The 25,291-nt window shown below is 65.0% G+C and carries 20 protein-coding genes; 6 read left to right on the plus strand and 14 right to left on the minus strand.

Annotation, left to right across the window (positions count from 1 at the left end; genetic code table 11):
• Positions 1–36: 36 nt before the first annotated feature.
• Positions 37–1,212: an alpha-hydroxy acid oxidase gene (locus tag V3330_RS10145; RefSeq protein WP_354695303.1), complete on the minus strand. Its 1,176-nt coding sequence runs from the start codon at positions 1,210–1,212 to the stop codon at positions 37–39.
• A 303-nt stretch (positions 1,213–1,515) separates the two neighbouring features.
• Between V3330_RS10145 and V3330_RS10150 the strand changes: the two genes are divergently transcribed.
• Together V3330_RS10150 and creD are read left to right on the plus strand one after the other, a co-directional pair.
• Positions 1,516–2,607 (plus strand): c-type cytochrome, encoded by a 1,092-nt coding sequence (locus tag V3330_RS10150; RefSeq protein WP_354695304.1) that lies wholly within the window; start codon positions 1,516–1,518, stop codon positions 2,605–2,607.
• Between the two features lie 147 nt (positions 2,608–2,754).
• The gene (creD, locus tag V3330_RS10155; RefSeq protein WP_354695305.1) at positions 2,755–4,119 is read left to right on the plus strand and encodes a cell envelope integrity protein CreD; all 1,365 of its coding nucleotides are present in this window, start codon (positions 2,755–2,757) and stop codon (positions 4,117–4,119) included.
• 43 nt (positions 4,120–4,162) lie between these two features.
• Here creD and V3330_RS10160 read toward each other — a convergent pair whose 3' ends face one another.
• The 10 genes from V3330_RS10160 to V3330_RS10205 all read right to left on the minus strand — a co-directional run bounded on the left by V3330_RS10160 (position 4,163) and on the right by V3330_RS10205 (position 17,745).
• Positions 4,163–4,930 (minus strand): DUF4197 domain-containing protein, encoded by a 768-nt coding sequence (locus tag V3330_RS10160; RefSeq protein ID WP_354695306.1) that lies wholly within the window; start codon positions 4,928–4,930, stop codon positions 4,163–4,165.
• A 93-nt stretch (positions 4,931–5,023) separates the two neighbouring features.
• Entirely contained in the window at positions 5,024–5,785 is a 762-nt protein-coding gene (locus tag V3330_RS10165; protein WP_354695307.1) for a class I SAM-dependent methyltransferase, read from the minus strand.
• Positions 5,786–5,887: 102 nt separating this feature from the next.
• On the minus strand, positions 5,888–6,841 hold the full coding sequence (gene trhO, locus V3330_RS10170; RefSeq protein ID WP_354695308.1) for an oxygen-dependent tRNA uridine(34) hydroxylase TrhO: 954 nt from the start codon (positions 6,839–6,841) through the stop codon (positions 5,888–5,890).
• 48 nt (positions 6,842–6,889) lie between these two features.
• The gene (locus V3330_RS10175) at positions 6,890–7,729 is read right to left on the minus strand and encodes a serine hydrolase (RefSeq protein ID WP_354695309.1); all 840 of its coding nucleotides are present in this window, start codon (positions 7,727–7,729) and stop codon (positions 6,890–6,892) included.
• 90 nt (positions 7,730–7,819) lie between these two features.
• Entirely contained in the window at positions 7,820–9,670 is a 1,851-nt protein-coding gene (locus tag V3330_RS10180; RefSeq protein ID WP_354695310.1) for an SLC13 family permease, read from the minus strand.
• Positions 9,671–9,875: 205 nt separating this feature from the next.
• Positions 9,876–10,808, minus strand: coding sequence for an isochorismatase family protein (locus V3330_RS10185; RefSeq protein ID WP_354695311.1), 933 nt, complete (start codon positions 10,806–10,808; stop codon positions 9,876–9,878).
• A 79-nt stretch (positions 10,809–10,887) separates the two neighbouring features.
• The gene (locus V3330_RS10190; protein ID WP_354695312.1) at positions 10,888–11,325 is read right to left on the minus strand and encodes a nuclear transport factor 2 family protein; all 438 of its coding nucleotides are present in this window, start codon (positions 11,323–11,325) and stop codon (positions 10,888–10,890) included.
• 451 nt (positions 11,326–11,776) lie between these two features.
• Positions 11,777–14,326: a choice-of-anchor D domain-containing protein gene (locus V3330_RS10195; RefSeq protein ID WP_354695313.1), complete on the minus strand. Its 2,550-nt coding sequence runs from the start codon at positions 14,324–14,326 to the stop codon at positions 11,777–11,779.
• 271 nt (positions 14,327–14,597) lie between these two features.
• Positions 14,598–16,427 (minus strand): amidohydrolase, encoded by a 1,830-nt coding sequence (locus tag V3330_RS10200; RefSeq protein WP_354695314.1) that lies wholly within the window; start codon positions 16,425–16,427, stop codon positions 14,598–14,600.
• A gap of 247 nt (positions 16,428–16,674) precedes the next feature.
• Entirely contained in the window at positions 16,675–17,745 is a 1,071-nt protein-coding gene (locus tag V3330_RS10205; protein WP_354695315.1) for a Yip1 family protein, read from the minus strand.
• Between the two features lie 425 nt (positions 17,746–18,170).
• Between V3330_RS10205 and V3330_RS10210 the strand changes: the two genes are divergently transcribed.
• Positions 18,171–18,830 (plus strand): glutathione S-transferase family protein, encoded by a 660-nt coding sequence (locus V3330_RS10210; protein ID WP_354695316.1) that lies wholly within the window; start codon positions 18,171–18,173, stop codon positions 18,828–18,830.
• Between the two features lie 51 nt (positions 18,831–18,881).
• On the opposite strand, the gene V3330_RS10215 is transcribed toward V3330_RS10210, so the two are convergent.
• Complete coding sequence (locus V3330_RS10215; RefSeq protein WP_354695317.1) at positions 18,882–19,754, minus strand: pirin family protein; 873 nt, start codon at positions 19,752–19,754, stop codon at positions 18,882–18,884.
• An 87-nt stretch (positions 19,755–19,841) separates the two neighbouring features.
• The gene (locus V3330_RS10220; RefSeq protein ID WP_354695318.1) at positions 19,842–20,459 is read right to left on the minus strand and encodes an FMN-dependent NADH-azoreductase; all 618 of its coding nucleotides are present in this window, start codon (positions 20,457–20,459) and stop codon (positions 19,842–19,844) included.
• Positions 20,460–20,560: 101 nt separating this feature from the next.
• Here V3330_RS10220 and V3330_RS10225 point away from each other — a divergent pair, with 101 nt between their 5' ends.
• From V3330_RS10225 to V3330_RS10235, 3 genes are read left to right on the plus strand one after another with little or no spacing between them, the layout of a single operon-like run.
• A complete protein-coding gene (locus V3330_RS10225; RefSeq protein WP_354695319.1) occupies positions 20,561–21,526 on the plus strand; it encodes a LysR family transcriptional regulator in 966 nt (321 codons plus the stop codon).
• Between the two features lie 2 nt (positions 21,527–21,528).
• Positions 21,529–21,882 (plus strand): Kazal-type serine protease inhibitor family protein, encoded by a 354-nt coding sequence (locus V3330_RS10230; RefSeq protein WP_354695320.1) that lies wholly within the window; start codon positions 21,529–21,531, stop codon positions 21,880–21,882.
• A gap of 1 nt (position 21,883) precedes the next feature.
• Positions 21,884–23,965 (plus strand): O-linked N-acetylglucosamine transferase family protein, encoded by a 2,082-nt coding sequence (locus V3330_RS10235; RefSeq protein ID WP_354695321.1) that lies wholly within the window; start codon positions 21,884–21,886, stop codon positions 23,963–23,965.
• Positions 23,966–24,027: 62 nt separating this feature from the next.
• On the opposite strand, the gene V3330_RS10240 is transcribed toward V3330_RS10235, so the two are convergent.
• Complete coding sequence (locus tag V3330_RS10240) at positions 24,028–24,948, minus strand: recombination-associated protein RdgC (RefSeq protein ID WP_354695322.1); 921 nt, start codon at positions 24,946–24,948, stop codon at positions 24,028–24,030.
• Positions 24,949–25,291: the final 343 nt, after the last annotated feature.

The following is a 25,291-nucleotide window of genomic DNA, read 5'->3' on the forward strand; positions in this document are numbered from 1 at the left end:
ATAGAAATCTCCAGCCCGGTCCTGGAGTTGTTTCTCTCAGCGGTAGCGCAGGTTCTCTCGGGACAGTTCGGACACCGCGGCCTTGCCCATCAGTTTCATGCCGCGTTCGATCTCGGCCTGCAGCAAACCCAGCGCACGCTCCACGCCGGGCTGGCCGGCCGCGGCCAGTGCGTACAGGTAAGCGCGTCCGCCCGAGCATGCCGTCGCCCCGGCGGACAATGCCTTGATCACGTGGGTGCCGCGGCGAATGCCGCCGTCGCAGATGACCTCGATGCGATCGCCGACCGCATCGACGATTTCGGGCAACTGGTCGAAGGGGGCGCGCGAACCGTCGAGCTGGCGGCCACCGTGGTTGGATACCATGATGGCATGCGCGCCCATATCCGCCGCGCGACGTGCATCGGCCACCGACATGATGCCTTTGAGTACGAAGGTGCCTCCCCAGTCGGCCGCGATGCGCTCGGCCTTGGCCCAGTCCAGGGTCGGATCCAGCATGGAATTGAAGTAGTCCGAAACCGTGACCGAGACCTTGCTGCCCTGCGGCACGTGGTCCTTCAGGTTGCTGAGCTCGAAGCGCTCGCGGAAAAAATGATTGAGCGCCCAGCCCGGATGGCGGGCGAATTCGTACACGCTGCGTGGCGTCAGCCGGATCGGTGTGGTGAAGCCGGTGCGCAGGTCACGTTCGCGATTGCCGCCGACCGCGGTGTCGACGGTCACCGCCAGCGCATCGAAACCGGCCGCCTTGCAGCGCTCGACCATGCTGCGGTTCAGGCCTTCATCCTTGTGCACGTAGAACTGGAAGAGTTTGGGCGTGGAAATGGTCTCGCCGATCTCCTCGATGGACACCGTGCCCAGCGAGGAGATGCCGAACCAGGTATTGAAACGTTCGGCCGCCCGCGCGACCGCACGCTCACCCTCGTGGTGGAACAGGCGTTGCAGCGCGGTGGGCGACAGGAAGAACGGCAGGCCTACCCGGCGTCCCAGCACCTCGACCCCCAGGTCGACGGTTTCCAGGCCGGCGAGCACGTCAGGAACCAGATCGCAGTCGTCGAAGGCCGCGGTATTGCGCCGATAGGTCAACTCGTCGTCGGCCGCGCCGTCGATGTAATGAAAAATCGGACCCGGCAACCGGCGTCGTGCCAGTTCGCGGAAATCGGGAATATTGTGGCAGTCGGTGAGTCGCATGAAGGTCAGCATCTTACGGGATTTCACGGCGTTTGCCGATACCGTTTCAATCGCCCCCCGGCATCCTGTGGATGCGAATTGACCGGTCAGGAGGCGGATGCCACCATGGGACTCGTGAGCGCCAGCATACAACTCAGTAATCCCCGCAGGCCTGATCGTACACCCGCGAAGCCGCTCCATCACTGTCAATCCGGACAGCCCCAACTTGCCGCGGGGGTCGGCCCGCCAGGCGGCATTTACCTGAGTGCGGCCGGAGCCTGAGCCGGGTCAACGCAGGCGACTTCGATCTGTGTCACCGTGAGAAGTCGGTTCCTTGACTGGAGTTCCTGCATGCAACTCGCGATTCGATTTCTCCGGCCGTTTGGCGCCTTGCTGCTGTCCGCCGTCGCGTTGGCGGCGAATGCCGCGGACCTGAGCCGCGGCGAAGCCATCTACGCGGCGAATTGCGTCACCTGCCATGGCCCGCAAGGCCGTCCGGATCCGGACTCGCCGCTGGTCAAGAGCCTCGGCATCGTGCCGGCGAATTTCTCCGACCAGCTGTTCAACAGCCGCGAGCCCGCGTCGGACTGGAAAATCGTGATTACCCACGGTGGCCCGGCGCTGGGTTTTTCCGAGCAGATGCCGGCATTCGGTGACGCGCTCACGGAGGAGGACATCGACTCGGTGCTGGCCTACATCAAGACCACGCTGGGTGGCGAGCACGATTACCCGGACGGCGAACTCAATCTGTTTTTGCCGATCCGGACCAAGAAGGCCTTTCCGGAAGATGAATGGGTCTGGAAGCAGCGCTACACAGGCCAGGATGGCGACAATGCGTGGAAAAACACCCTGGAGTATGAATTCCGCATTGGCCGGCGCGCCCAGGGCATCATGGAGGTAACGCACGAGGTTGAAGGCAGCAACGCGGAATTCGGCCACCTCGAACCCGGTTTCAAATACGTGCTCAAACACGACAAGGCGGCCGGTTTCATCCTGACCGGCGCCGCCCAGATCGGCATTCCCCTGAATGCAGATGCAAACTGGGAACTGCTGCCCTATCTCGCGGTTGGAAAAGTCCTCAGTGATGCGTTTACCTTCCAGGGCAGCGGCCGCCTGAAACTCGACCTGGAAGACTCGGACAAGAGCAGCGCGGAACTCGCCGGCATCGTGCACTGGACGCATACGAGCTGGCCGCGCAACGTGTTTCCGGCGCTGGAAATCGTCGCCGAGGTTCCGTTCGACCGAGGCAGCGGCAGCGGGCGCCGGGACGCGTTGCAGTTTTCCGTGCTCCCGCAGGCCCGCATCGGCCTCAACAAGCGCGGCAATATCGCACTGAACGTCGGCGTGGAACTGCCCGTGAACGACACCGACCGTTATGACTGGCGGGGCTACGTGTACTTTATCTGGGACTTCGCTGACGGCGGGCTGCTCGAAGGCTGGTAGCACCGCCCGGGTTCCCTGGCCACCGGTTCGGCAGCCCGCTGCCCCGATCCGGCCACCGGTCAGCCGTCGCTGTGCCTCACCTGGGTGCTTTACTTCGCAGCGGGCATGGCCATCATGCCCGCCAATGCCATGCGGAGGGCAGCTGCGATGAACGTTCCCCACCTGATCGACCGTAACCAGGCGACTTTGAAGCTGCTGTTCGTCGGCACGCTCAGCCTGGTGATGCTGATACCGCTGGTGATGGTGCGCGGCGTCATTGACGAGCGCCAGGGCATGCAACATCAGGCGCAGGCGACCATCGCGCAACGCTGGGGTGGCGGTCAGATGATCGGCGGCCTGGTCGCCTTGTCACAGAGTACGGTAGAAACCCGCGATCCACGCGGCACCGATGCGCGCCAGAACTGGCGCGCACAGGTATTGCCCGAGGTTGATCTCGAGGCTCGGCTCACCACCGAATTCCGCTATCTGGGCATTTACGAGGTGCCGGTCTACACCACCGGGATAAGCGTGAGTGGCGTCGTCGACCCGGCTTTGTTGCGCGATTCCGCGGCCGATGGCGATCTCGTGCTGTGGCTGCCGCTGGCCGATGTGCGCGGCGTGCGTGACGTGTCGGACCTGCGGCTGGGGGACATCGATATCCCGGCGCGTCCGCTGGACGCCGGTGCGGCCGCTTGCGGGATTTTCGGACTTCAGTTCACCCTGAAAGCGTCCGACCGCGCCCGGCTGTGGGCGGATCGTGACCCGGATGACACGGGCAAGCACATTCCGTATCGCCTGAACCTGCGCCTGGCCGGCAGCCACAGCCTGCAATTCCTGCCGCTGGCAGACACCACCAGGGTCAGCCTGGAGGCCGACTGGCCGCATCCGGAATTCATCGGCCAGTTCCTGCCGGCCGAACGGACCATCACGGAAACCACCACCGCCCGCTGGACCCTGCTCGGCCTCAATCGCCCGTTCGCGGGCACCTGGCACCTGGAGGACCTGGGCTGGCAGCAACTCGCGATGTCGGCCTTCGGCCTGCGCCTGGAGACCCCGGTCGATGCCTACCAGCGCAATGAGCGTTCGGTGAAGTACGGCTTTCTGTTCATCAGTCTGACCTTCTTCACGCTGTTTCTGTTCGAGGTGATGACCGGCCGGCCGCTGCACCCGGTTCCCTACGTACTCACCGGCGCTGCGCTGGCGGTGTTCTACCTGGTTTTGCTGGCCCTGTCGGAATATCTGCCCTTCGCGGCCGCTTTCGCGCTGGCCGCCGGCCTGCTGCTGGCCATCGTCGCGCCCTATACCGGTGTGGTGCTCGGTGGTCGCAGGCGGGGCGTTCTGGTTGGGCTGATGATGGCGGTGACGTATGGGCTGCTGTATGTACTGGTCAGCGCCGAGCATGCCGCGCTGTTGCTGGGCTCACTGGCGTTGCTGGCCGCGATCGCGGGACTGATGTACCTGACCCGCCGGGTGGACTGGTATGGCTATGGACGGTCCGGCGGGGCGGTTCGGGACGAAGGCCGGAGCGGCTGAGCCAACGGCTGGTTGCCCCCGCCGGGGTGGAGGCCGGCGACCTTCAGCCGCCGAACACCTTGCGCAACAGCTCGGTGGTGCGCTTGGCGGGGTTCTCGCGGATAGCCGCCTCTTCACGGGCCAGGTAGTAGAAGATGCCGTCCATGCCCTTGTCCACGACGTAGCCGGTGAGATCCATGTCCACAGAGGAAGCGAAGGGAATGTCCTCGTAGCGGTCCATGGCCTTGTCATAGGTCTGTACGGCGCCGACGTCCGCCAGGGTGTCGTCGACGATGGGGGTCATGGCTTCAGCCAGCGGCCCCGACATTTTCGAGCGGAAGTACTGCGTGGCGGCGTCGTCCGGGCCCTTGTAAATCTCCATCACGTCTTCGAGGGTCAGGTCGCGAATGGCATCCACGAACAGGGTTTGCGCTTTCGGCGTGGCCACTTCGGCGGCTTCGTTCATGCGTGATTCGAGGTCGGTCAGAAGACCATCCATGCCGACCTTTTCCAGCAGATCCCGCACTTTGTCGAGTTGGCCGGGCAGCGGGATGTGGATCAGCGGATCCAGATTGAAACCACCCGGCTGGCCCAGTTGGCCGACCACCCGTTCGGTGCCAACGGTCAGCGCCTCCTTCAGGCCCATGCCGATTTCTTCGGTGCTGGCCGCGTTATTGTCTTTTTTGCCGGTCAGCGACTTGAGCGTGTCGAAAATATCGGCGCGGACAGCCGGGGTAAAGGCGCAGGCCAGCACAATGGACAAGGCGATGGCCAGGGGCAGGGCAGCCTGCCAGGCGCGACGCAGTTGGCTCCGTGGGTTCGCAAAGGACATGCACATACTCCCGGCCCGCGGGCGATTCCGCCATTCCATTATAGGCGCCGGGCCGGAACATGCCCGGCCCGGTGCCTCAACCTCTGATTGAGGTCAGGGTTTGACGAACTTCAGGGAAAAACGGTCGGTATTGCCGGTGACTGATCTGCGCCCGACCTCGTAGCGCAACTCGTCATCGGGCCGGTAGTGCAGGTCGCTGAAATCGACGAACTCGAATCCGGCGGCCTGGATTTCCTTGATCGCCAGCACCGGGTCGAAGCGGCGCCCGTTCTCGTTGTCATTGGCCTGCATGTGCCGGCGGGTGTGGTCGACCACCGCGTAGATGCCACCTGATTTGAGCGCATCGAAAGCGGCCTCGTTCATCGCGGCCCGGCCTTCGGCATTGAAGTTGTGGTAGTTGCGGAAGGTCAGCACCATGTCGGCGCCGGTCACTCCCAGATCGGCGTTTTCCAGCACGTAGTAGCGGGAGCCTTCCGGCCGGTAGACCTTCGCGTCCGCCGCAGCGCGGCGCATGTTCTCGAATCCCTCGGTGCCGGACAGTTCCTCTTCCATGCGCGTGCCGCCGTAGGCGATGTAGAAACGGCCGTTCTCATCGAGGACCGGCGAGAGTATCCGGGTGTACCAGCCACCGCCGGGCAGCAGTTCGACCACGGTCATGTCGTCGCGCAGCCCGAAAAACTCGAGTGTTTCCAGCGGCAGGCGGTTGGCATCGCGGGCGACGTCGCGCTCCGGACGAATGTCGGAAGCCATGGCGGCCTCGATTTTCGCGCGCGTGGCCTCGTGATCGTCCGCGGCGGCCGGTATTGCGACAAGAGCTGTCAGCAAAGCCGCGAATACGAGAGGGATTCGGTTCATGATGGACCTCGACAGGAGTGGTTGGACTGGCAAGCTTACCAAAGCTGAACGGCGGGTCCGGAATTTCAACCACGGCTGCATGCCTGCCCCGGTCTTGCCGATTCAGTCCTTGCGGGTGGGTTGCTGCTGGCCGATGTGGCGCTCGCCGCGCGCTTCGGCGAGCTCGATCTGGCGGGCGCGTTCCAGCAGCCCCTGGCGTTTCTCCTCGGTGAGCCGGTGGTGGCAGCGGGGGCAGGAAACGTGCTCCTCGAACAGCGGTGAGGCCCGGTCTTCCGCGGTCACCGGCATGCGGCACGCCGGACACACCTCGGTATCGCCCGCGCTCAGATCGTGGTCGACGGTGACCCGGTTGTCGAACACGAAGCAGTCGCCCTGCCACAGGCTGTCGTCCGGATCGACCTTCTCCAGGTAGTTCAGAATGCCACCGTCCAGGTGGTAGACATTTTCGAAGCCCAGTTGCAGCAGAAACGCGGTGGCTTTCTCGCAGCGGATGCCGCCGGTGCAGAACATCGCCACGTGGCGGTCTTTGTCCGGATCCAGGTTCTCCTCCGCCCACGCGGGGAATTCGCGGAACGAGCGTGTGTGCGGATCTTCGGCGCCCTCGAAGCTGCCGAGGTGGTACTCGTAGTCGTTGCGCGTGTCGATGGCCCGCACATCGTCACGCGAAATCAACGCGTTCCAGTCTTCCGGGGAAATGTATTGCCCCACTTCGTGGGCGGGGTCGATGCCGGGCACGCCCAGCGACACGATCTCTTTCTTGATCCGCACTTTCATGCGGTGAAAAGGTTGTTCCGCGGCCCGCGATTCCTTGTACGGCAGCTCCGCCAGCCGTGGATCGGCGCCCAGCGCTTCAAACAGCCCACGTACCGATTCATCGGGCCCGCTGACCGTGCCATTGATGCCCTCGGCGGCCAGCAGGATGGTGCCCAGCAACCCGAGTTCCTCGCAGCGCCGCTGCAGCGGTTCGCGCAACTCGCGGAAGTCCGGCAGGGCGGTGAAGCGGTAGAAGGCCGCAACGAGGTGCGGCGAATCGCCGGCGGAGGGACGAGTGTTCATGCAGCCAAGATGCGACCGATGCGGCTCGTCCTCAAGGCCCGGGGATGATCAGCGTTGCGCCAACAGCCACTTGCGCAGGCGGTTGGAATCGCCGAACGGGGTCAGCTTGCCGAACGAGTTCAGCAGTACGATGGACAGGTCTTCGCCGCCGATGTTGGCCCGCATGACCAGGCAGCGGCCGGACTCGTTCAGGTAGCCGGTCTTGCTCAGCTCGATCTGCCAGTTGGCGTTTTTCAGCAGGCGGTTGGTGTTGACGTAAGTCAGCGGTCCGCGGTTGCGCCACGGCCGCACCTCGATCCGCCGCGTAGTCGTGGCCTCGCGGATCAGGGGGTAGCCGTCCGCCGCGGTGATCATTCGCGCCAGGTCCCGTGCGGTCGACAGATTGTCCGGGCTCAGGCCGGCCGGATCGGCGAAGCGCGAATCGGTCATGTCCAGGGCGGCGGCTTTGCGATTCATCGCCTCCACGAAGGCGTCGCGGCCTTCCGGCCAGCTGCGGCCGAGTGCCGCGGCGGCGCGGTTTTCCGACGACATCAGCGCCAGCATGATCAGTTCGCGGCGGGTCAGGGTGGCGCCATACCCCAGCCGCGAACCCGTGAGTTGCAGGGTGTCGCGGTCGGCCCGGGTGATCGTGATGTTCTCGTCCGGGTCGAGATCCGAATCCAGGATGACCATGGCGGTCATCAGTTTTGTGATCGAGGCGATCGGCCGCACCGTGCCGGGGTTCTTGGCGTAAACCACCTGGCCGTCGGGGTCGAGCACCAGGGCGGACTCCGAACGCAGACCGGGGTTTCCGGAAAGGTCCGTGAATTTCGAGGCCGCGGTAGCTGAAGAGGTGGCGCCGGTCAGCACCACGCAGAGAAGTGCAGCGAAAGCGAATTCCTTGCGCACGCTCGTTCTCCTGTGATTCGTCTTGCGTCCGTGTCGGACACGATTATCCACGGATTGGGGCGATCGCGCCACGTTGGCGGGTGCCGTGGCCTACAGGGGCCAGATCCAGAGCAGCATGGGAATGCCGGTGACGATGACGAGAATTTCCATCGGCAACCCCAGCTTCCAGTAGTCGCCGAAGCGGAAGCCGCCCGGCCCCAGGATCAGCGTATTGTTCTGGTGGCCGATGGGCGTGAGAAAGGCACAGGAAGCGCCGATGGCGACGGCCATCAGGAAGGTGTCGGCATTGACGCCCAACTGGGCGGCGGCGCTGATGGCGATGGGACACATCACGGCGGCGGTGGCGGCGTTGTTCATGAAGTCCGACAGGGTCATGCTCAAAATCAGAATCAGGACCAGCGTGACGACGGGCTCGCTCTGGCCAATCGACTGCTGGAGACTGCGGGCGATGAGGTCCGCGGCACCGGTCGATTCCATCGCGCCGGCGACCGGGATCAGCGCACCCAGCAGCACGATGACCGGCCAATCCACGGCCTCGTAGACCTTTCTCAGTGGCAGCAGTTTGAGGGCCATGTAGGCCAGCACCCCGCCGGCGAATGCGATGGCGGCGGGCAGCAGGCCGAAAGCCGCGCCGGCGATCGCCACGGCCATGATGCCGACCGCGCTCAGCGCCTCACCGCGGTCGGGCAGGTCCAGACTTCGCGGCGCCAGCGGCACGCAGTTGGACGCCGAGGCAAAGCCGGAAAGCGCGCCCGGGGCGCCCTGCAGCAACAACAGGTCGCCGGCCTGGATGCGGGTGGTGCGCAGCCGCCGGATGCTGCGTCGGCCACGGTGGGAAATGGCCAGCAGGTTCAGTCCGAAGCGCGCGCGGAGCTGGATCTCCTCCGCGGATCGCCCGATCAGGTCGGACGCGGGCATCACCACCAGCTCACGCAGCTCGGTTTCCCGTGGTGAGCTCTCGGTGTCACTTTCGCTGTTTGCGCTCGACTTTTTCGCATCGGCCGAAGTGTCGCCATCCGCTTCCTTGTCCGCTTTGTTTTCTTCCGAGTCCCCGGGTTCCTTCTGCAGTTCGAGCCCGAGTCCGGACAAGACCTTGGGCAAGGCTTCCGGGTCGGCTTCGATGACCAGGATGTCGCCCGGCTTCATGATGCGCCGGGCATTGGGTGCGGAAATGCGGAAGTCGTTACGCACCATGCCGATGACCTGGGCGTCGGCGTCCGCCAGTGCGTTTTCGACTTCGATCAGTTGCATGCCGGCGGCCTTGCTGTCCCGGGCGATGCGGGCCTCGGTCAGGTACTTGCCGGTATCGAAACTGCCCGCATCTTCGGGAATCCGCTTCGGTACCAGGCGCCAGCCCACCGCGGCGATGAAGACGACTCCCAGGGCGGCGACGGCTAGGCCCACCGGTGAGTAGTCGAACATGCCGAAACTGGGCATGCCGGCTTCCTCGCGGAAAGCGGAAACAATCAGGTTCGGCGGCGTGCCGATCAAGGTGGTCATGCCGCCGAGAATGGTGCCAAAGCTCAGGGGCATCAGTACCCGGCCCGGCGGCAGATCGTGGCGCCGCGCCAACTGGACGCCGATCGGCATCAGCAGCGCCATCGCACCCACGTTGTTCATGAAGGCCGACAATAAGGCGCCCAGCCCGATGAGGGCGGCGATGCTGGTCATGGTGCCCCCCTGGCTTGGCAGCACGCGCTGGGCCAGCGCATCCACCGCCCCGGTCGACTGCAGTCCCTGGCTCAGCACCAGTACGCATGCCACCGTGATTACGGCCGGGTGGCCAAAGCCGGAAAAGGCTTCGGCGGAGGGCACCAGGCCGGCCAGCACGCAGACCAGCAAGGCGCCAAGAGCAACCATGTCGTGCCGCCAACGGCCCCACAGGAACATGCCCATGGTGAAAAGAAGAATCACGAACAGGATGATCTGATCGGTATTCATGGGGGTGCTGTGGCCCCTGGTTCGGGGCGCTGTCTGGGGTTGCGGGCGCGCATACCCTTTCATGATGGGGGCATCCCGGCCGCGAGGACAAGGCCGGCGTTGCGCCGTCAAGGAGGCGGCCCGCCAGTGCCGGAGTGCGAAACACCGGCGGGCCGCAAGGGACGCAGCCGTTACGCTTCGGCTGCGGAGGGGGTAATCGGCGCCCTTAGCGGGCGGCGCGGATCGCGCGTACGGCTTCCCGGGTGGTCCACGTCGCATTGGCGATGAATCGGAAATTGATCAGTGCGGCCTGGTAGCCGTCACCTTCCGGCACCTGGGCGGCGGCGGTGGCGTCGGTGACGACCGCGACCTCGAAGCCCTGTTCGATCAGCTCCCGCATGTGGGACTCGGTGCACAGGTTGGCCGACATGCCGCCGAGGATGATCTTGTCGATGCCGCGCTTGCGCAGCTGCAGCACCAGGTCGTTGGTCTCCGGGCCATAAACCTTGTGCGGGCTGGTGACGATGGTCTCACCGTCCTCGATCAGCGGCTTGTAACGCTCCAGCCAGTCCGCGCCCGAACCTTCAAGGCCGTCGACATTGACCGGGCCTTTGCGGTCGAACATGCCGATGCCGTGCATCAGGGCTTCCAGCGCGCCCTCGAACTTCCACTGATGGTCGTGCGGGTAGTAGTAATGCGGCGAAATGAACAGCGGCATGCCCTGCTTCTTGGCGGCCTTCATCAGTTGTTCGATGTGCTTCACGGTACCGTTCTCGGTGACGTTCTTGCCCACCACGCCCCAGGTCACGCCGTCGGGGCTGAGAAAATCATTCTGCGGGTCGGTGATCAGGACCGCAGTGCGTTGCAGATCGATCTCCATGCCCGGATCGGGCACCTGCGCGGCTGCCGGCAGGGCGACGAACGAGAGCACAAGCGCGGCGAACAGGCCGAGCCAGCCACCGCGGCGGCGCGCGTTGCGGGCCCGGCGTGCGCGGCGCCGCTCGATGCGGGACGAAGCGTCGGCATCGTCATTGGCTGCGGCATCGGAAGCGATCGCGATTTCGCCGAGGCGGCCGCTCGAAATCAGTTCGGCCACGTAGAGCGGATCCCAGGCGCTGGATTCGGTCGCAGGGGCGGGGTTGGCTTTGAATGGATTCATGGGTTTCTCCTGTTGCTGGGTGCACGAAAAGTGCGTGGTTCGCCTGTCTGGCCTTCGCCTTGGGCGGAAAAATTGCGGATCATTGCGGGGGGTTGCCGACGTGCAGCAACTGGCGTTCCGACGCATCGATCGGGATGTCGTTGGCGCTCATGTCGCGGCGCCGCATCAGGCCGTCGTCGTCGAATTCCCAGTGCTCGTTGCCATGGGTACGGAACCACTGGCCGGTGGCCGCGTCCTGCCATTCGTAGATGAATCGCACCGAAATGCGGTTGTCAGTGAACGACCACAGCTCCTTCATCAGCCGGTAGTGCAGTTCCCGGCGCCACTTTTCGGTCAGGAAGGCGCGGATGTCGTCCCGCCCGACGAAGAACTGGTCGCGGTTGCGCCATTGCGAGTCGACCGAATAGGCCCGGGCGACCCGTTCGGGATCGCGGGAGTTCCAGGCGTCCTCGGCTGCCTGCACCTTGGCGCGGGCAGTGGCTTCGTTGAACGGTGGTGTGAGTGCGTTTGTGGGCATGAGGTTTCTCCTGTCTGGTCAGATTTCGTGGCCCGGGTCATGCAACCCGGCGCCCGTCTGCCCGGATATACGCACGATTCGTACCAATCAGGAAAAACTCTTTAATTCAGATAGTTGGGGATATTCTTCGGGTCGCAGATTTTTGCGAAACCCAATAATTTGTAAAGCAATTCACAGGAATTCGCGAAGTCCCGGGGGCTGTTCCACGAGGGGAGAGGCGGTGGCGTCGGGCGCCGCGAAACGGGCAGTCAAAGCAGAGGGGGGCTGGCACGCCGGGGGTGCGCCGGGCAGGAATTCGAGACGGGGCGAAGCCGCTACTTGTGCATGCTGCTGAATCCGGTCCGGCCCGTCATGATTCAAGCCGGGTGGTTTGGCCGGCCGGACTGACCTGGCCGCAACCAAAAACGGCGCCGGGCGGGTTACCGCCCGGCGCCGTGACACGCGCAGCAGGCTACGGGCACATGCTGCGAATCTGGTGGGATTCGATCGCGGCATCCTCCCACAGGTAGGTGTCGTCGTCGCTCCACACGTAGTACACGGTGTCGTTGGGCAGCAGCAGTACCGTGATACCGCCGAAGCCGGACATGAACGGGATCCACAGGTCGCCGGAGCAGCCGGTTTCGGGCGCGATGTCGTGGGCCCAGAAGCCGTTGTTGTACTTGAATCCGGTGGCCGAGGTGTCGATGCCGCGGTCGGACGGGTCGCGTTGCAGCGCGGCGTCGAGTTCGAAGCTGTCGACCACGAGTTGGCCGTTGACGCGTCCGTCGTCCATGTTCAGGAACTGCGTCACCTTGGCGACGTCGTCGCGCAGGAAGGTCAGGCCCCAGCCGGTGAACGGCTGCTGCACGCCATCGTAGGTGCGGCGCGAGACCTGGGACGCCGGACTCATGCCGATCGGCTTCCAGATTTCCTCGACCAGGATATCGTCGAAGATGTCCTTGCCGCTTCCCTCCAGCGCCTTGAGCTGTGCGTTCATCGCCGTGCCCAAAATGTAGGTGTCGGAGGTGTGGTACACCCAGGTCGAACCCGGCGAGGCCTTGCGGCTGTATTGCGTACAGGAGTAATCGATCTTGCTCGCGTGGTCCTCCGGCAGGAACAGGTCGTTGGTGTGCGAGGCACCTTCATCGCTCATGTACAGCGCCGACTGGTAATTGCCGGTGGCCATGTCGATGACGTGGCGGTAGGGCACGTCGTTCCAGTTACCGTCCGCGGCGCAGTCCGGCACGTGGCTGGCGACCGTCGTGTTCATGAAACCGGGGTGTTTCAATTCCATGCGCATCAGCGCCACGCCGGCGAATACGGACTTGGCGCTGGAGTAGGAGGGCAGCGCCAGGTTGTCGCAATAGGGATAGGTGCCGTTGCGGGTTTCACAGCCGCCCACGTAATGCGTGCCGTCGATGACGAAACCGACTGCGGTCAGGTGGTCGGGGTCGACCTCGGCCGGCCCGCCGAACTGGCTGGGGTCGGCTCCAGGGTAGTCGGTGGCCAGGTCCGCGAGGGGTTTGACCGGCATGCGGCCATTGACCTCGTCCTGGTAGGCGGCGCGCAGGTCGTTGGCGTTGGCCACCGGGCCCGGCGTGTAGTCCGCATCCAGCAGGCCCCACATGTCGAACTTGTAGTACAGGCAGGTTTCGCTGGAAATCTGGTAGGCGGCTTTCGAAGTCGAGCCGTCATCCTTGAACAGGAAGGTGAGCACGCCGTTGTGCATGCAGTTGGCGTTTTTCTGGTGCAGGGTGAAGGGAATCGAGGCCCGGCTCCAGCCGCTGTCACTGTTCTCCTTCCACACGCGCCCGGCTTCCAGGATGTACTCCCAGTACGGGTGCGAATCGGTCATCGTGCCGCGTTCGACCGGGAACAGGTGGGTGCCGGTCTGCACGAATTCGAAGTCGAACTCCGGCAGGTGCTTGCGCGGGTTGTCCTTATTGTTGGTGTAGCGGTAGGTATCCTTGTGCTCGTCGAAGTCGCCCCCCGTGGCTTCGCCGGTCAACTGCAGCGAGCCCTCGAACACGTGGTCGGGCTGGGCGGCTTCGGCCGGCACGCTGTAGGCGGAAAGGTCCACCAGGCTGCCGGGATCGCTGCCGTTCTGCAGGGTCGAATAAGTCAAGGCCGAGCGGCTGACGTTACCGCTGCCGCTGAGCGGATCGAAGTTGGGGTCGAAGCCGCCGCCACCGGGCTCGGTGCCGGTGCCGTTGACCCCGAATTGCAGCACCGCGGTGTCGGGGTCGTTGGACGGAATGTCCAGGGTGTCGGACTGGTATCCGGTGGATGAAGGTGCGAAGCGTACCGTGACCTGGCAGCTCTGGCTCGGGGTCAGGGTCGCGCTGCTGCAGGCATCGGCCTGCAGCGAGAACGGGGTGGCCAGGCCCGAGAGCGACCCGATTACGAGGTTGGCGGTGCCGTCGTTGCTGACCGTCAGCACCCGGTCGGACTGGGTGCCGGTGTCGACGTTGCCGAACGCGCCATTACCGCTGATCGAAATATCGGGTTCGGGGTCGATGCCGCCGGGTGTGCCGGAAACCGTGATTTCGTCGCCCCAGCAGTAGTCACCGGTCTGGCCGCCGGTGCCGCGGAAGCGGAGCTGCAGGTCGGCATTGTCGTCGGCACCCGCGGGCGTGACGGTATTGGAATAAAACGTGCTGTTGTCACTGCCATTGCCCACGTGCACGACCTGGGTCCAGGCACTGCCGCCGTTGGTCGAAACCTCGGCGTAGCAGTCCTCGCCGTTTTCCAGCGACGTGGCGGCCAGGTTCATCGTGACCGAAACAGCACTGTAGCCGGTGGTCGCGACATGCAGCACGGAATTCGCCGTGCCCTTGTGGCGCAGCGAGTAATTGCCGATGGCCTTGAGTCCGTTGACGGCAACGTTGCCCGTCGTGGTCCAGCCGTTGGCGTCGCCGTCTTCGAAGCCGTCGTTGACGATGATATCCGCGGATGCCGGTGGGCTCAGGGCGCAGGCGGCCAAAGGCAGTACGAGCAGGGGAATGAGGTGCAGGCGGTTCATGAGAGCTCCCGGCACGCGGGTCGCGTGCAATCAGTGTCCGCAGCGCCGGGAACAGCCGGTGAACCGTGCCCCGGCAGGCTGTCTGGACGGAATCCATTCGTTATCGCCCGGTATTTGTAGCAGGCGGGCCGGTCGCCAGGTAGGACCAGTTTCGGAAGCGTCATGAGTCCAGCGGCTGGGCGCCGGCCGTGTCACGCGGCCCGGGTGGGCCGCTGTCGCGGGGCCCGAAGGCCCGGGACGGATCGGCTGCAGGCGCTGCCCACCCGGAGGTTCAGGGCACGGGTGGCGCAGGTTCGGAATCGTCCGCCCGGTACACGAATTTTCCGCCGAGCAGGGTCATCAGGCAGCGTGCCTCCTTGATGGCATCGGCGGGAGCGGTGTAGAAGTCGGTGTCCCAGACAGCCAGGTCGGCGTACTTGCCCGGTTCGATCGAGCCGGTCCGGTCCTCGAGAAACAGTTGGTGGGCGGCCCATAGGGTGTAGGAGCGCAGCGCCGTGCGCACGTCCACCGCCTCGGCCTGTCCGAAGGCGTCCGCGCCATACACGCCGAGCAGAGGTGTGCGGGTCATCGACGCCCAGATGCCGTAGCGCGCGGGAAAGGGCGTTACGAAATAGTCCGAGCCGCCGCCCCACTGGATGCCTTTGTCCCGGTACGTGCGAAAGGGATTCAGCCGCAGACTGCGCGCTTCGCCGAAGTTGCCGGCGTAGGTGTCGCCGATCCACCAGGTAAACGTGGCCTGGGGTTCGGGGTAGGCCGCATCGAACTGTTGTTGCAGGGCGGCTATCGTGTTGATGGCGAGTTCGGTGGGGATGTTGGCGTGGATGATGGAATGGCGCAGTCCGCGGCGGGGGTTGTGGATCAGTGCGAGGGCGTACGAAGCCACGACCCAGTCGATGGCGCGGTCGCCAATCGCATGGACGCCCATGTGCAGTCCGTTGTTGTGGTAGAGCAGGATCAACTCGCGCAGCACTTCGGCATCGATGGCCGGGTAGCCCCGGTTGCCCTCGTCGGTGCCGCTGCCGTCCCGGTTCCAGTCTTCCCACATCCACGCCGTGCGCGCGCCGCCGCTGCCGTCGGCGAACAGCTTCACGCCGCCGGAGATCAGCCGATCGTCGCCCGTGTCGTCGTAGGGGCGGGTGAAGTCGCGGATGTGCCGCACCAGGGCGCGCGCTTCCCCCAGGTTGGTCGGGCTGGGCCACAGCGCGAACAAGCGCACCGTCAGGGCGCCTTCGTCCGCGACCTCGCGGTACAGGCGCCAGGCTTCGTCCGATGCCCGCGTGTCGGCGCCCAGGCCCCAGCCGATGCCGGGATCCTTGGCGGCCGTCATGCCCTCGCGATTCAAGGCGCGGGCCATCTGGCGCAGCGCCTCGCGCTTGTCGTCGGCATCGGCTGCCGGGATGTGGCGCGTGACCAGCTTCATGGCCGATTCCTTGAGCACCCCGGTCGGCTCGCCCGCGGCATCGCGGTCGATCACGCCACCGGGCGGGTCCTGCGTGTCGCGGTCGATCCCGGCCAGGGTCATGGCCAGGCCGTTGGCGACCCCGTAATGCCCCATCGTGTGCGCCAGCCAGGCGGGCCGGTTACCACTCACGGGGTCGAGATCGCTGGCGTACAGGTAACGCCGCTCCTCCAGTTTGCCCTCGTCCCAGCCGCGCCCGACGATCCAGTCGCCCTCACCGGCTTCGGCATTGCGGGCCGCCACCCGATCGACGACGTCGGCGACCGAGCGCACTCGCGGAAACGACAGGTCGAGGGTGCTCAAGCGCATCAGCCCGCCTTGTGAGAAGTGCAGGTGCGTGTCGATGAGGCCGGGAGTGACCGTGCGGCCCTTGAGGTCGAGGATTTCGGTGTCCGGACCCGCCAGTTCCCCCACCGCATCGTCGCTGCCCACCGCGATGATGCGTTCGCCGCGGATGGCCAGCGCCTGTGCCACGGAGTCGGCCGCGTCGACCGTGAGGATGTTGCCGTTGACCAGGATGCGATCGGCGGGTGCCACTTCCCCGGCCGGTCCGTTGGTCTCCGGCTCGAAGGGGGGTTCCGCGGCCATCGCGAGACCGGCGATCAACAGGGTCAGAACGCTCAGGTGAATTCGCACGAACATCGGGTGATCTCCTCGCCGGGTTCGGCCGCGGCCCGGATGGCCTCCGGGGTTCCGGCTATGGTTACCCTCCGGTGCGGGGGTTTGCAAGGCCCGCCGGTTGGTTCGGCGCTGAGGTCCGAGTTTGGCAGTACGGCGATGGACGGCCGTGGCGTGGACACGGCCCCGGATGCCCGGGGCGGCGTGCCGGTTTGTTTGAAGCCCGTGGGCGTGAAGAAACGGTCAGTGGTCAGTGGTCAGGGAACAGGCCTCAGGGTGAGGCTTCGAGTTCGTCCGCGTATTCCTGGTACAACTCGTAATTGTGTTCGATGGCGTCGGAGCCTTCGCCCTGCTGCAGCTTGGCGATCCGCAACTGTTCCTTGACCCACTGGTGCTCAGCCCAGTTGCCGCCGGCAGTCTTGACGATCTCCATTTCGGCATTCTTCGCGCTCAGCGCCGAGCCGACTCCCGAATAGAGCTTGCCCAGATCGGCCACGGAAGGGGTATCGCCGGATTTTTCCTTGGCGTCCATTTCACTGGCGATTGCCGTCATTTTTTTGCCGTACTCTTCCTGCGCGGCGCGGGTCTTGCGCAGCACCGAGGCATAGGCTTCGACCTGGCCTTCGCTGACTTTGCCATCGGACGGCGGATCGTATTGATCTCGACCGGCCTCTTCCATCAAGCGGCCCTGCCGTTCCCATTCTCCGAAAACACCCGCCGGCGCCGCGCTGTCGCGATCACCGAGAGCTCCCTCGCGCATCTGATCGCGCATCGCATCCGCGCCGATGACCATGCCGACCACCAGATTGATCAGAAAAATCACGATCAGGGAAACCACAAAGTGCATCACGCGCTTTTCAGACGGAACGTCCAGCGCCAGCGGCATGATCTTGTACAAGAAGACCAGGGTCATGATGGCGCCGGCCAGGGAAATCAGAAAGCCGATGCCGGGTATCAGGGCACCGACGATGCCGGCTACCCAGGCCGGAATGGCGGCCAGCGAAACGGCCGCGAAAGCCCGCGAGAAATCCGTCTTGCCCTTGAACACGCCGGCCAGAAAGTTGAATACGAACACCGCCACCAGGAAACCTATCACGGCCATGACCAGCGCGAAGATCAATGCGCTGAAAACGTTCATGTGCACGCCATAGGCGGTGTAGCCGCCCATCATGCGCGCGAACAGCACGCCGAGAACGACATTGAGCAGGATCAGGGGCCCGGTCAGGACCATTGCGGTTTGTTGCCATCCCGGGTTTTCGGACAGGTATTCAGTCCAGGTAGTTTCGCGTGACAGCAAACCGCCTCTGATGAGCTCCAATGTCTTCTTGAAATCAAACTTCATGGTGTCCCTCCCCCGTGATTGGCATGGAAAAACCGGGATGATTCCCGGGCGGGCACAGTATATCGTCCGTGGCCAGGGACTGTTAATGAACGGTGAGGTAGCGGGTTCAAGGGGAGCCTGAAACGAAGCGGCCCCCGCATCTGGCGGGGGCCGCTGCCCCGATGGGGCCTGGGTCCAGCTTGCTTTTCAACGAAGTGCAGGTGGCGATCATGAACTTCTGAAAAGATATATGCAGTTATCGTGCCAGGTTCGCCATGGCCGCAAATCAAGGGTTTGCAGGGGTTTGCCGTGCGACCTGCCCCACACCGGCAGGCCCGCTCCGTCACCTACTGACAAATAATGCAGTTCCGTGACAAGGGCCGGGGGGTAGGCGGCGAAATCCGGCCGCAAGACACGGGATTAACGGGGCGGTATCCTCCGAAGTCATGATTGATCTGTACACCGCCGCCACCCCCAACGGCCGCAAGGCCTCGATCATGCTGGAGGAAATCGGCCTCCCGTACACGGTGCACGCTGTCGATTTCGGCCAGAAGGAACAGAAGTCGCCGGCCTTTCTCGCCATGAACCCGAACGGCCGCATCCCGGTCATCGTCGATCGCGACAACGATGATTACGTGGTGTTCGAGTCCGGCGCCATCCTGATGTACCTGGCGGAGAAGACCGGGCGGTTGATGCCGTCTGAACTGGAACCCCGCTACCGCGTGATCCAGTGGCTGATGTTTCAGATGGGAGGTCTCGGCCCGATGATGGGTCAGGCCAACGTGTGGTTCCGCTACTTCGACGAGAAAATCCCCGCGGCCATCCACCGCTATCAGCACGAGAGCCGGCGATTGTTCGAAGTGCTCAACCGCCAACTCGAAGGCCGCGACTACCTGTGCGATGACTATTCCATCGCCGACATCGCCAACTGGTGCTGGGTTGCGCGCCACGAATGGTCGGGCGTGGCCACCGACGGGCTGGAAAACCTCGAAGCCTGGCTGCAACGGATTGGCGAAAGGCCCGCGGTACAACGCGGCTTCGACATTCCGCCGCGGGCATCGACCAGGGACAGCGTCACCGCCGCCCGTTCCATGCTGGTGCGCTGAGCCCGAGGCTCCCGGCTTGTGTCATCCCGCCCGCACAGTGGCGGCGCATCGTCAATCCGTGAGCCGGCCTTGGCGATAGTCCTCCAGGGCCTGCTCGATCTCTTCGCGGGTGTTCATCACGAAAGGTCCGTACTGCGCCACCGGCTCGCCCAGCGGCCGGCCCGCGACCACGATCAGGCGCACCGGGTCCGATCCGGCTTCGATGTCCACGAAGCTCCCTTCACCGAGAATGCCGGCGTGTTGCGCCGCCAGTGGCTCGCCGCCGATCAATGGGTTGCCTTCGTAGGCATAGACGAAGGCGTTGTGACCTTCCGGTACGGCCAGCCGGTGACGGCCGCCCGCGGGCAGCTGCAGATCGACGAACAGCGGGTCGGTGCGCATCGAACCCGGTTCGGCGTTGATCGGTCCCGCGAGCGATTCGCCGTGGATCTCGAGTCGGCCGGCGATGAGCTTCAGGCGCCCGCCGTCTTCGAGATCCACGGCGACCAGTTCCGCGGCCGGGATGTCGCGATACGCCGCCGGCTGCATCTTTTCGTCCGCCGGCAGGTTCACCCACAGTTGGAAGCCTCGCATGCGGCCGCTTTCCTGTTGCGGCATCTCGGAGTGGATCACGCCGCGACCGGCGGTCATCCACTGCACGCCGCCGCTCTTCAGCTCGCCGACGTTGCCGAGGTGGTCCTCGTGGCGCATGTGGCCGTCGATCATGTAGGTGACGGTTTCGAAGCCGCGGTGCGGATGTGGCGGAAAGCCCGCGATGTAATCATCCGGATTGTCGGTGCCGAATTCGTCCAGCATCAGGAAGGGGTCGAGCCGGCCGCCCGACCCGCCGCCGATGCTGCGGCGCAGTTTAACGCCGGCGCCGTCCGAGGTTTCCATGCCGGGCATCGTTCTGATCACGTTCCGGGTGGTTTGCTGGGTGTTCATGTTTGTTTCTCCCGACCTCAGGGTCGTCTGGTTTGTCACCCAGGTGCCGCGCGGTTCACTGCGCCTGGGTGTGTTGTCCCGGTATTTTCAGGCGGCCAGCCGGACACCGGCCAGCCGATCGATCTGTGCGTGGGCGTTTTGCAAGGTGGCCTGGGCCTCCTCCGCGCCCAGGGCCAGTCCCTCGGCGTACACGAATTCGACATCGTGCAGACCGATGAAGCCCAGGAAATTCATCATGTAGGCGCTTTGCGTGTCGCGCGGAGTGCCGTGGTACAGTCCGCCGCGTGCGGCCAGCAGGTACACCGGCCGGTCAGCCAGCAGGCCTTCCGGGCCGTTCTCCGTATAGCGGAACGTGCGCCCGGCGCGGGCCACGTGATCGATCCACGCCTTGAGCGTGGAGGGAATGCCGAAGTTGTACATCGGCAGTCCGATGGCGATGGCGTCGGCCGCCTCCAGTTCGCCGATCAGGGTTTCCGACTCGGCCACGATCTCCCGTTGCCGCGGCGACCGGTCCTCCGGGTCGGTCAGAAAAGCCTGGAACCGTTCGGCGGTCAGATGGGGAACCGGGTTCCGGGCGAGATCCCGGACCACGATGCGGCCGCCGGGATTGGCCTGCAACCAGCGGGCCGCGAAGCGATGGGCCAGCTGCGATGACTGTCCGTCATCCGAGGACAGGCTCGACTGGATTTGCAGCAGTGTTTTCATGTTGAGACTCCTTGTCGTGTGTTGACGATGGAGCCATACTAAACATCACGAAAATAGATTAATAATTAAAAAATTAGCCAATTTAAATCGAATAAATAGATATGAGAGGGCCACGAATCACCCTGGAGCAATGGCGGGCGCTGGTCGCCGTCGTCGAGGCCGGCGGCTACGTCCAGGCTTCCGAACAGGTGCACAAGACTCAGTCGTCGATCACCTACGCGGTCCAGAAAATCGAGCAGCAACTGGATTTGAAGCTGTTCGAACGGGTCGGTCGCCGGGCCCGGCTGACGCCCGCCGGCGAGGCCATGTACCTGCGCGCGAAGAATCTCATCGACCGGGCCGAATCGGTCGAGCGCAGTGCGGCCGCCCTCGGCCAGGACTGGGACCCGGAATTGCGCCTGGCCGTGGAGATCGTCTTTCCCACCTGGCTGCTGCTGCGGTCACTGAACCGCTTTGGCGAAGAACGCCCCGCCACCCGGGTGCAGCTGTACGAAACGGTTCTCGGCGGCATGGACGAAGCCCTGCTCGATCGCCGGGTCGATCTCGCGGTGACGCCCCACCTGCCCCAGGGATTCGGGGGCGAACCTCTGCTGCGCCTGCGATTCATCGCGGCCGCTCATCCGGAGCATCCGCTGCATCAACTCGACCGGCCCGTCACGCTGGACGATCTCGCCCGTCACCGGCATCTGCGGATTCGCGATACGGCTGTCGAACGTCCGCGCAGCAGCGGAGGGTGGGCCGGCGCCGCCCAGCGCTGGACCGTGAGCAACAAGGCCACGCAGATCGCCGCCGCCTGCAGCGGCATGGGATTCGCGTGGTTTCCGGAGCATTCGATCGAACGGGAACTGCAGGCTGGTCAGCTCAAGCCCCTGCCGCTGCGCGAAGGGCGCGAGCGCTATTCGGAGGTTTATCTGGTGTTCGCCGAACCGGATTACCCGACCGCGAGTGCCGTCCGCATGGCGGAAATCATCCGCCAGGACGTGGCCACGCTGTGCCCGGCGGAATCAGCGCGAACCGGCGACGAATTCGTTACGCTGGAACCCGTGATACCAACATCCGGAGAATAGTCATGCAGCGATGGATTCGACTGCTGCCCCTCGCCGTACCGTTGTTCCTGGCGGCCTGTGTTTCGGCAACCGGAAACGCCCCCGGCCCCGCGGTTGGGGAGAATGTCTGCGGTCCGGGAGAGCAGGTGGCTTGCGCGGCGGGTAATTTCTGCGAATCGCCGCCCGGTCAGTGTGGTTCCGACCCGTCGGCGAGTCAATGCATCGCGCAGCCGCAGGCGTGCACGCGCGAGTACCGGCCGGTGTGTGCCTGCGACGGAAAAACCTACGGCAACGACTGTCAGCGGCGGAGCGCCGGGGTTTCGCTCCGCCACGAAGGCGCCTGTGCGGACGCCGGAACCGGTGGCACGGGGCCGTGACGTGAACGGACCCGGGCGCAATCAACCCTGCCCCTGCGGCAGCGGCCGCAAGTACAAACGCTGCCACGGCCGCCCGGGCGCGGCCCCCCTGCCTTCACGGCAGGCGCAACCCGATCCCGCACAGGCGCTGGCGGGCGCACGCGCGTTGCTGCAGCAGGGGTTGCACGATGCCGCCGGACAGGCGGCGCAGCAAGCCCCGGCGTCGCCGGAGCGTTGCCGCCTGCAGATCGACATTGAACTGGCCCGGGGTGCGAATCGCGACCCCGCCCGGCTGCAGGACGTGCTGGAGGCGTGGCGGCGGCTGCAGCCGCGCAGCCCGGAAGCGGCATCCAAAGCCTTCGAAGTTGCCATTACCTGTGACGATGCGGCCGCCAGGAATGCGGCCCTGGCGCGCCTGTTGCGCCTCGCGCCGGATCATCCGGCGACGGACTATTTCCGCGGCCTGAATGCGCAACTGTCGGGCGACCTGACCGGTTCACTGCAGCACTACGCCTGCGCGGCGCGCCAGCAGTTTCCCCGCTACGGTGACGCCACCATTCGCGTGCTCGCGGCGGGCAAGGCGGCGGATACCGCCATCGGCAAACATCCGGGTTCGTCACGCAACGACTGGAGCCGGCTGCTCGCCCATCCGGATGTGGTCGACATGCTCGCGCGCGCCCTCGATGGATTGGATGACGCGATTCCGGAGGATCCGCGCGAACGGGGTTGGCTGGCTAACGCCTGGTACCAGCTCGCCGCGGCGCGACGGCAGGCCCTGGTGGACGCGGACCGCTGCCGGGCGGCCTGCGAGCGCGCCCTGGCACTGAATCCGGAGCACGAACGGGCCCGTACCACCGGGCTGTTCGCCCTGAACTACGACACCACGCACACGGCCGAGGAAATTTACGCCATTCACCGCGAGCTTGCGGCGTGGTGGCCGCGCCACGCGGGCGACCGGCGCCGCTCCTTCGCCAACCCGGCCGAACCCGACCGGGTGTTGAACATCGCGTACCTGTCCAGCGACTTCCGCCACCATCCGGTGGCCTATTTCATCCTGCCGGTTCTGCGCGAGCACGATCCCGGCCGGGTACGAACCTTTGCCTACCACCTGCACGAACGGCACGATGACTACACCCGGCTGGCGCAACAGTCGGTACACCGCCTGGTTGCGGCCGCAGGCCTGGACGATGCGGCGCTGGCGCGCCAGATCGAAGCGGACGGCATCGACATTCTGATCGACCTCAACGGCACCAGCGGCGAGGGGCGGCCCGGTGTGCTGGCGCGGGGCGCGGCGCCGGTCCAGATCACCTGGCTGGGCTCGCCCCACACCACCGGTCTGGACTCGGTCGACTACCGCATCGTCGACGCGCGCACCGACCCGCTGCCGGATGCCCAGGACTGGAACAGCGAACGCCTGTTGCACCTGCCGCGTCTGTTCTCGGTGTACCACCCGATCTCGGAGCCGCCACCCGTCGCCCCGGCACCCTGCCTGAGCAATGGATTCGTGACCTTTGGCAGCTTCAACAACGTGGCGAAAATCAATCCCCCGCTGCTGGCGTGCTGGGCCGACGTGCTGAAGCGGGTGCCGGACTCCCGCCTGCTGATGAAGTACCCGTCACTGGACCATGAGCCGCTGCAGACCGAATTGCTGGCGCTGTTGCGCGACCAGGGCATCGATCCCGGCCGCATCGAGTTCGCCGGTCGTATTCCGGGGCGGGACGGACACCTCGAGGCCTACAGCCGGATCGACATCCAGCTCGATACCTATCCCTACCACGGCACCACCACGACCTGTGAAAGCCTGCTGATGGGCGTGCCGGTAATTACCCGCACCGGGCGGGAGCATCGCAGCCGCGTGGGCGGCAGCCTGCTGCATTCGGCGGGCCATCCAGAGTGGGTGGCGGACGATCGAGATGCCTTCGTCAGCCTCGCGGCCGAACTGGCCGCGGACCCGCAACGGCTCGGCCGCATCCGCGCCGGCTTGCGTGATGAGTTGCGGGCCTCCGCGCTGATGGACGCCCAGGCTTTCACCCGTGACCTGGAAGCGACCTATCGAAGCTGCTGGCGGCTATGGTGCGAGTCCGGCCAGGATTCATCGGCGTGACCGGGCCGGTGGTGGGCTGAGCCGGGTGGCTGAACCCGGCGGCGGACGAGGGTCCGCGGGTGCTAGCTGGCGTCCGGCGCTGCCGGCCCGGCCTCGGAATAGCCTTCCAGGTTTTTCTTCAGGTCCTTCAGCAGGCGTTGCAGGGTGCCGGTCAGCAACACGAATTCCGCATCCTGGCGCATCTGCGGGTCCTCATCGTCCGTGACGTCCTCCGCCTCCCCGCCGGCGAACTTGATCTTGCTGATCACGGCGTCCTCGCTGATCACGCAGCTCATGACGTTGTCGTACATCAGGCCGAGCTGAGTGATGCGCATGCCGTCGACCACGTGTTGGCGGATGGTGGCATCGTCGAGGTCCATTTCCCGCCAGGTGGCATGCGAACGGCTGTCGGCCATTTCCTGCATGCGGCATTCCCGGCCGACGTCGAACCCGGCCACCGCTTTGCCCAGGAACAGCCGCGAAAGCAAGCCGCCAACCGGTGACTTGAACGCCAGCGGCACGGCCTGCAGCCGGCCCAGCGCAGGCCGCAGATGATCCAGCAGCCATTCGGCCTTGGGTGCGGACGCGGTATCGACGGCGAGTACGCCCTCGGATTGCAGAAACAGGGCATGGAGCCGGTCGGACTTCAGCAGCGCCTTGGGCAGCAACGAGTCCCGCGTCTCCTCTTTCAGCCGGCGCATGTCGCGGCGCCCAGGATCTTCCCCGGTCCGCTCACGGTAGTCCGCCACTCGTTCTTCAACGGCTTCCTTTACCGCTGCCACCGGCAGAACCCGGCTCTGGGTCCGCAACTGCAGCAGGTCGGCCCCGGCCAGCCGGCGGCACAGCGGGCCGTTCGGGTTGTCTGACGGCGATTCCCACCCCGCACTTTTCTCCGAGTACGCGTCACAGGGTTTGAAGGCCACGTTGGACAGGACTTCGGACAGCAGTTCTTCGGTTTCGGGCCATTTGGTGAACACGCGGTACATGCGCAGGTTGCGGAACATGGTTGGAATTCCCGGGGGCAAAGGGCCGGGATTATAGACCACGCGGATGTCTTTTCGAGCGCCCACCGGGAAACGACTGCCCTCGGGCGCCTGGTCACCTTCCACTCAGGCCTTTGGCGCGAGGGTTCTGGCGCTTTGCGGTTTTTGCATTGTTTGGATTCCGCTTATCTGGAAGGTTTTTGGATAACCGTGCCCTCGAGCAGGCAGGTGCTACGGCACATTCCCCTCGGGGTCTTGGTGCAACAGCCTGGAGACCTTACTGGTTTTGCGTTAGTTCAGTTCCGCTTATCTGGGAGGCTGTTGGATAACGGTGCCCTCGAGCAGGCAGGTGCTACGGCACATT

Origin of the sequence: Elongatibacter sediminis (assembly GCF_037892215.1) — a bacterium.
GTDB classification, from domain to species: Bacteria; Pseudomonadota; Gammaproteobacteria; order Xanthomonadales; family SZUA-36; genus Elongatibacter; species Elongatibacter sediminis.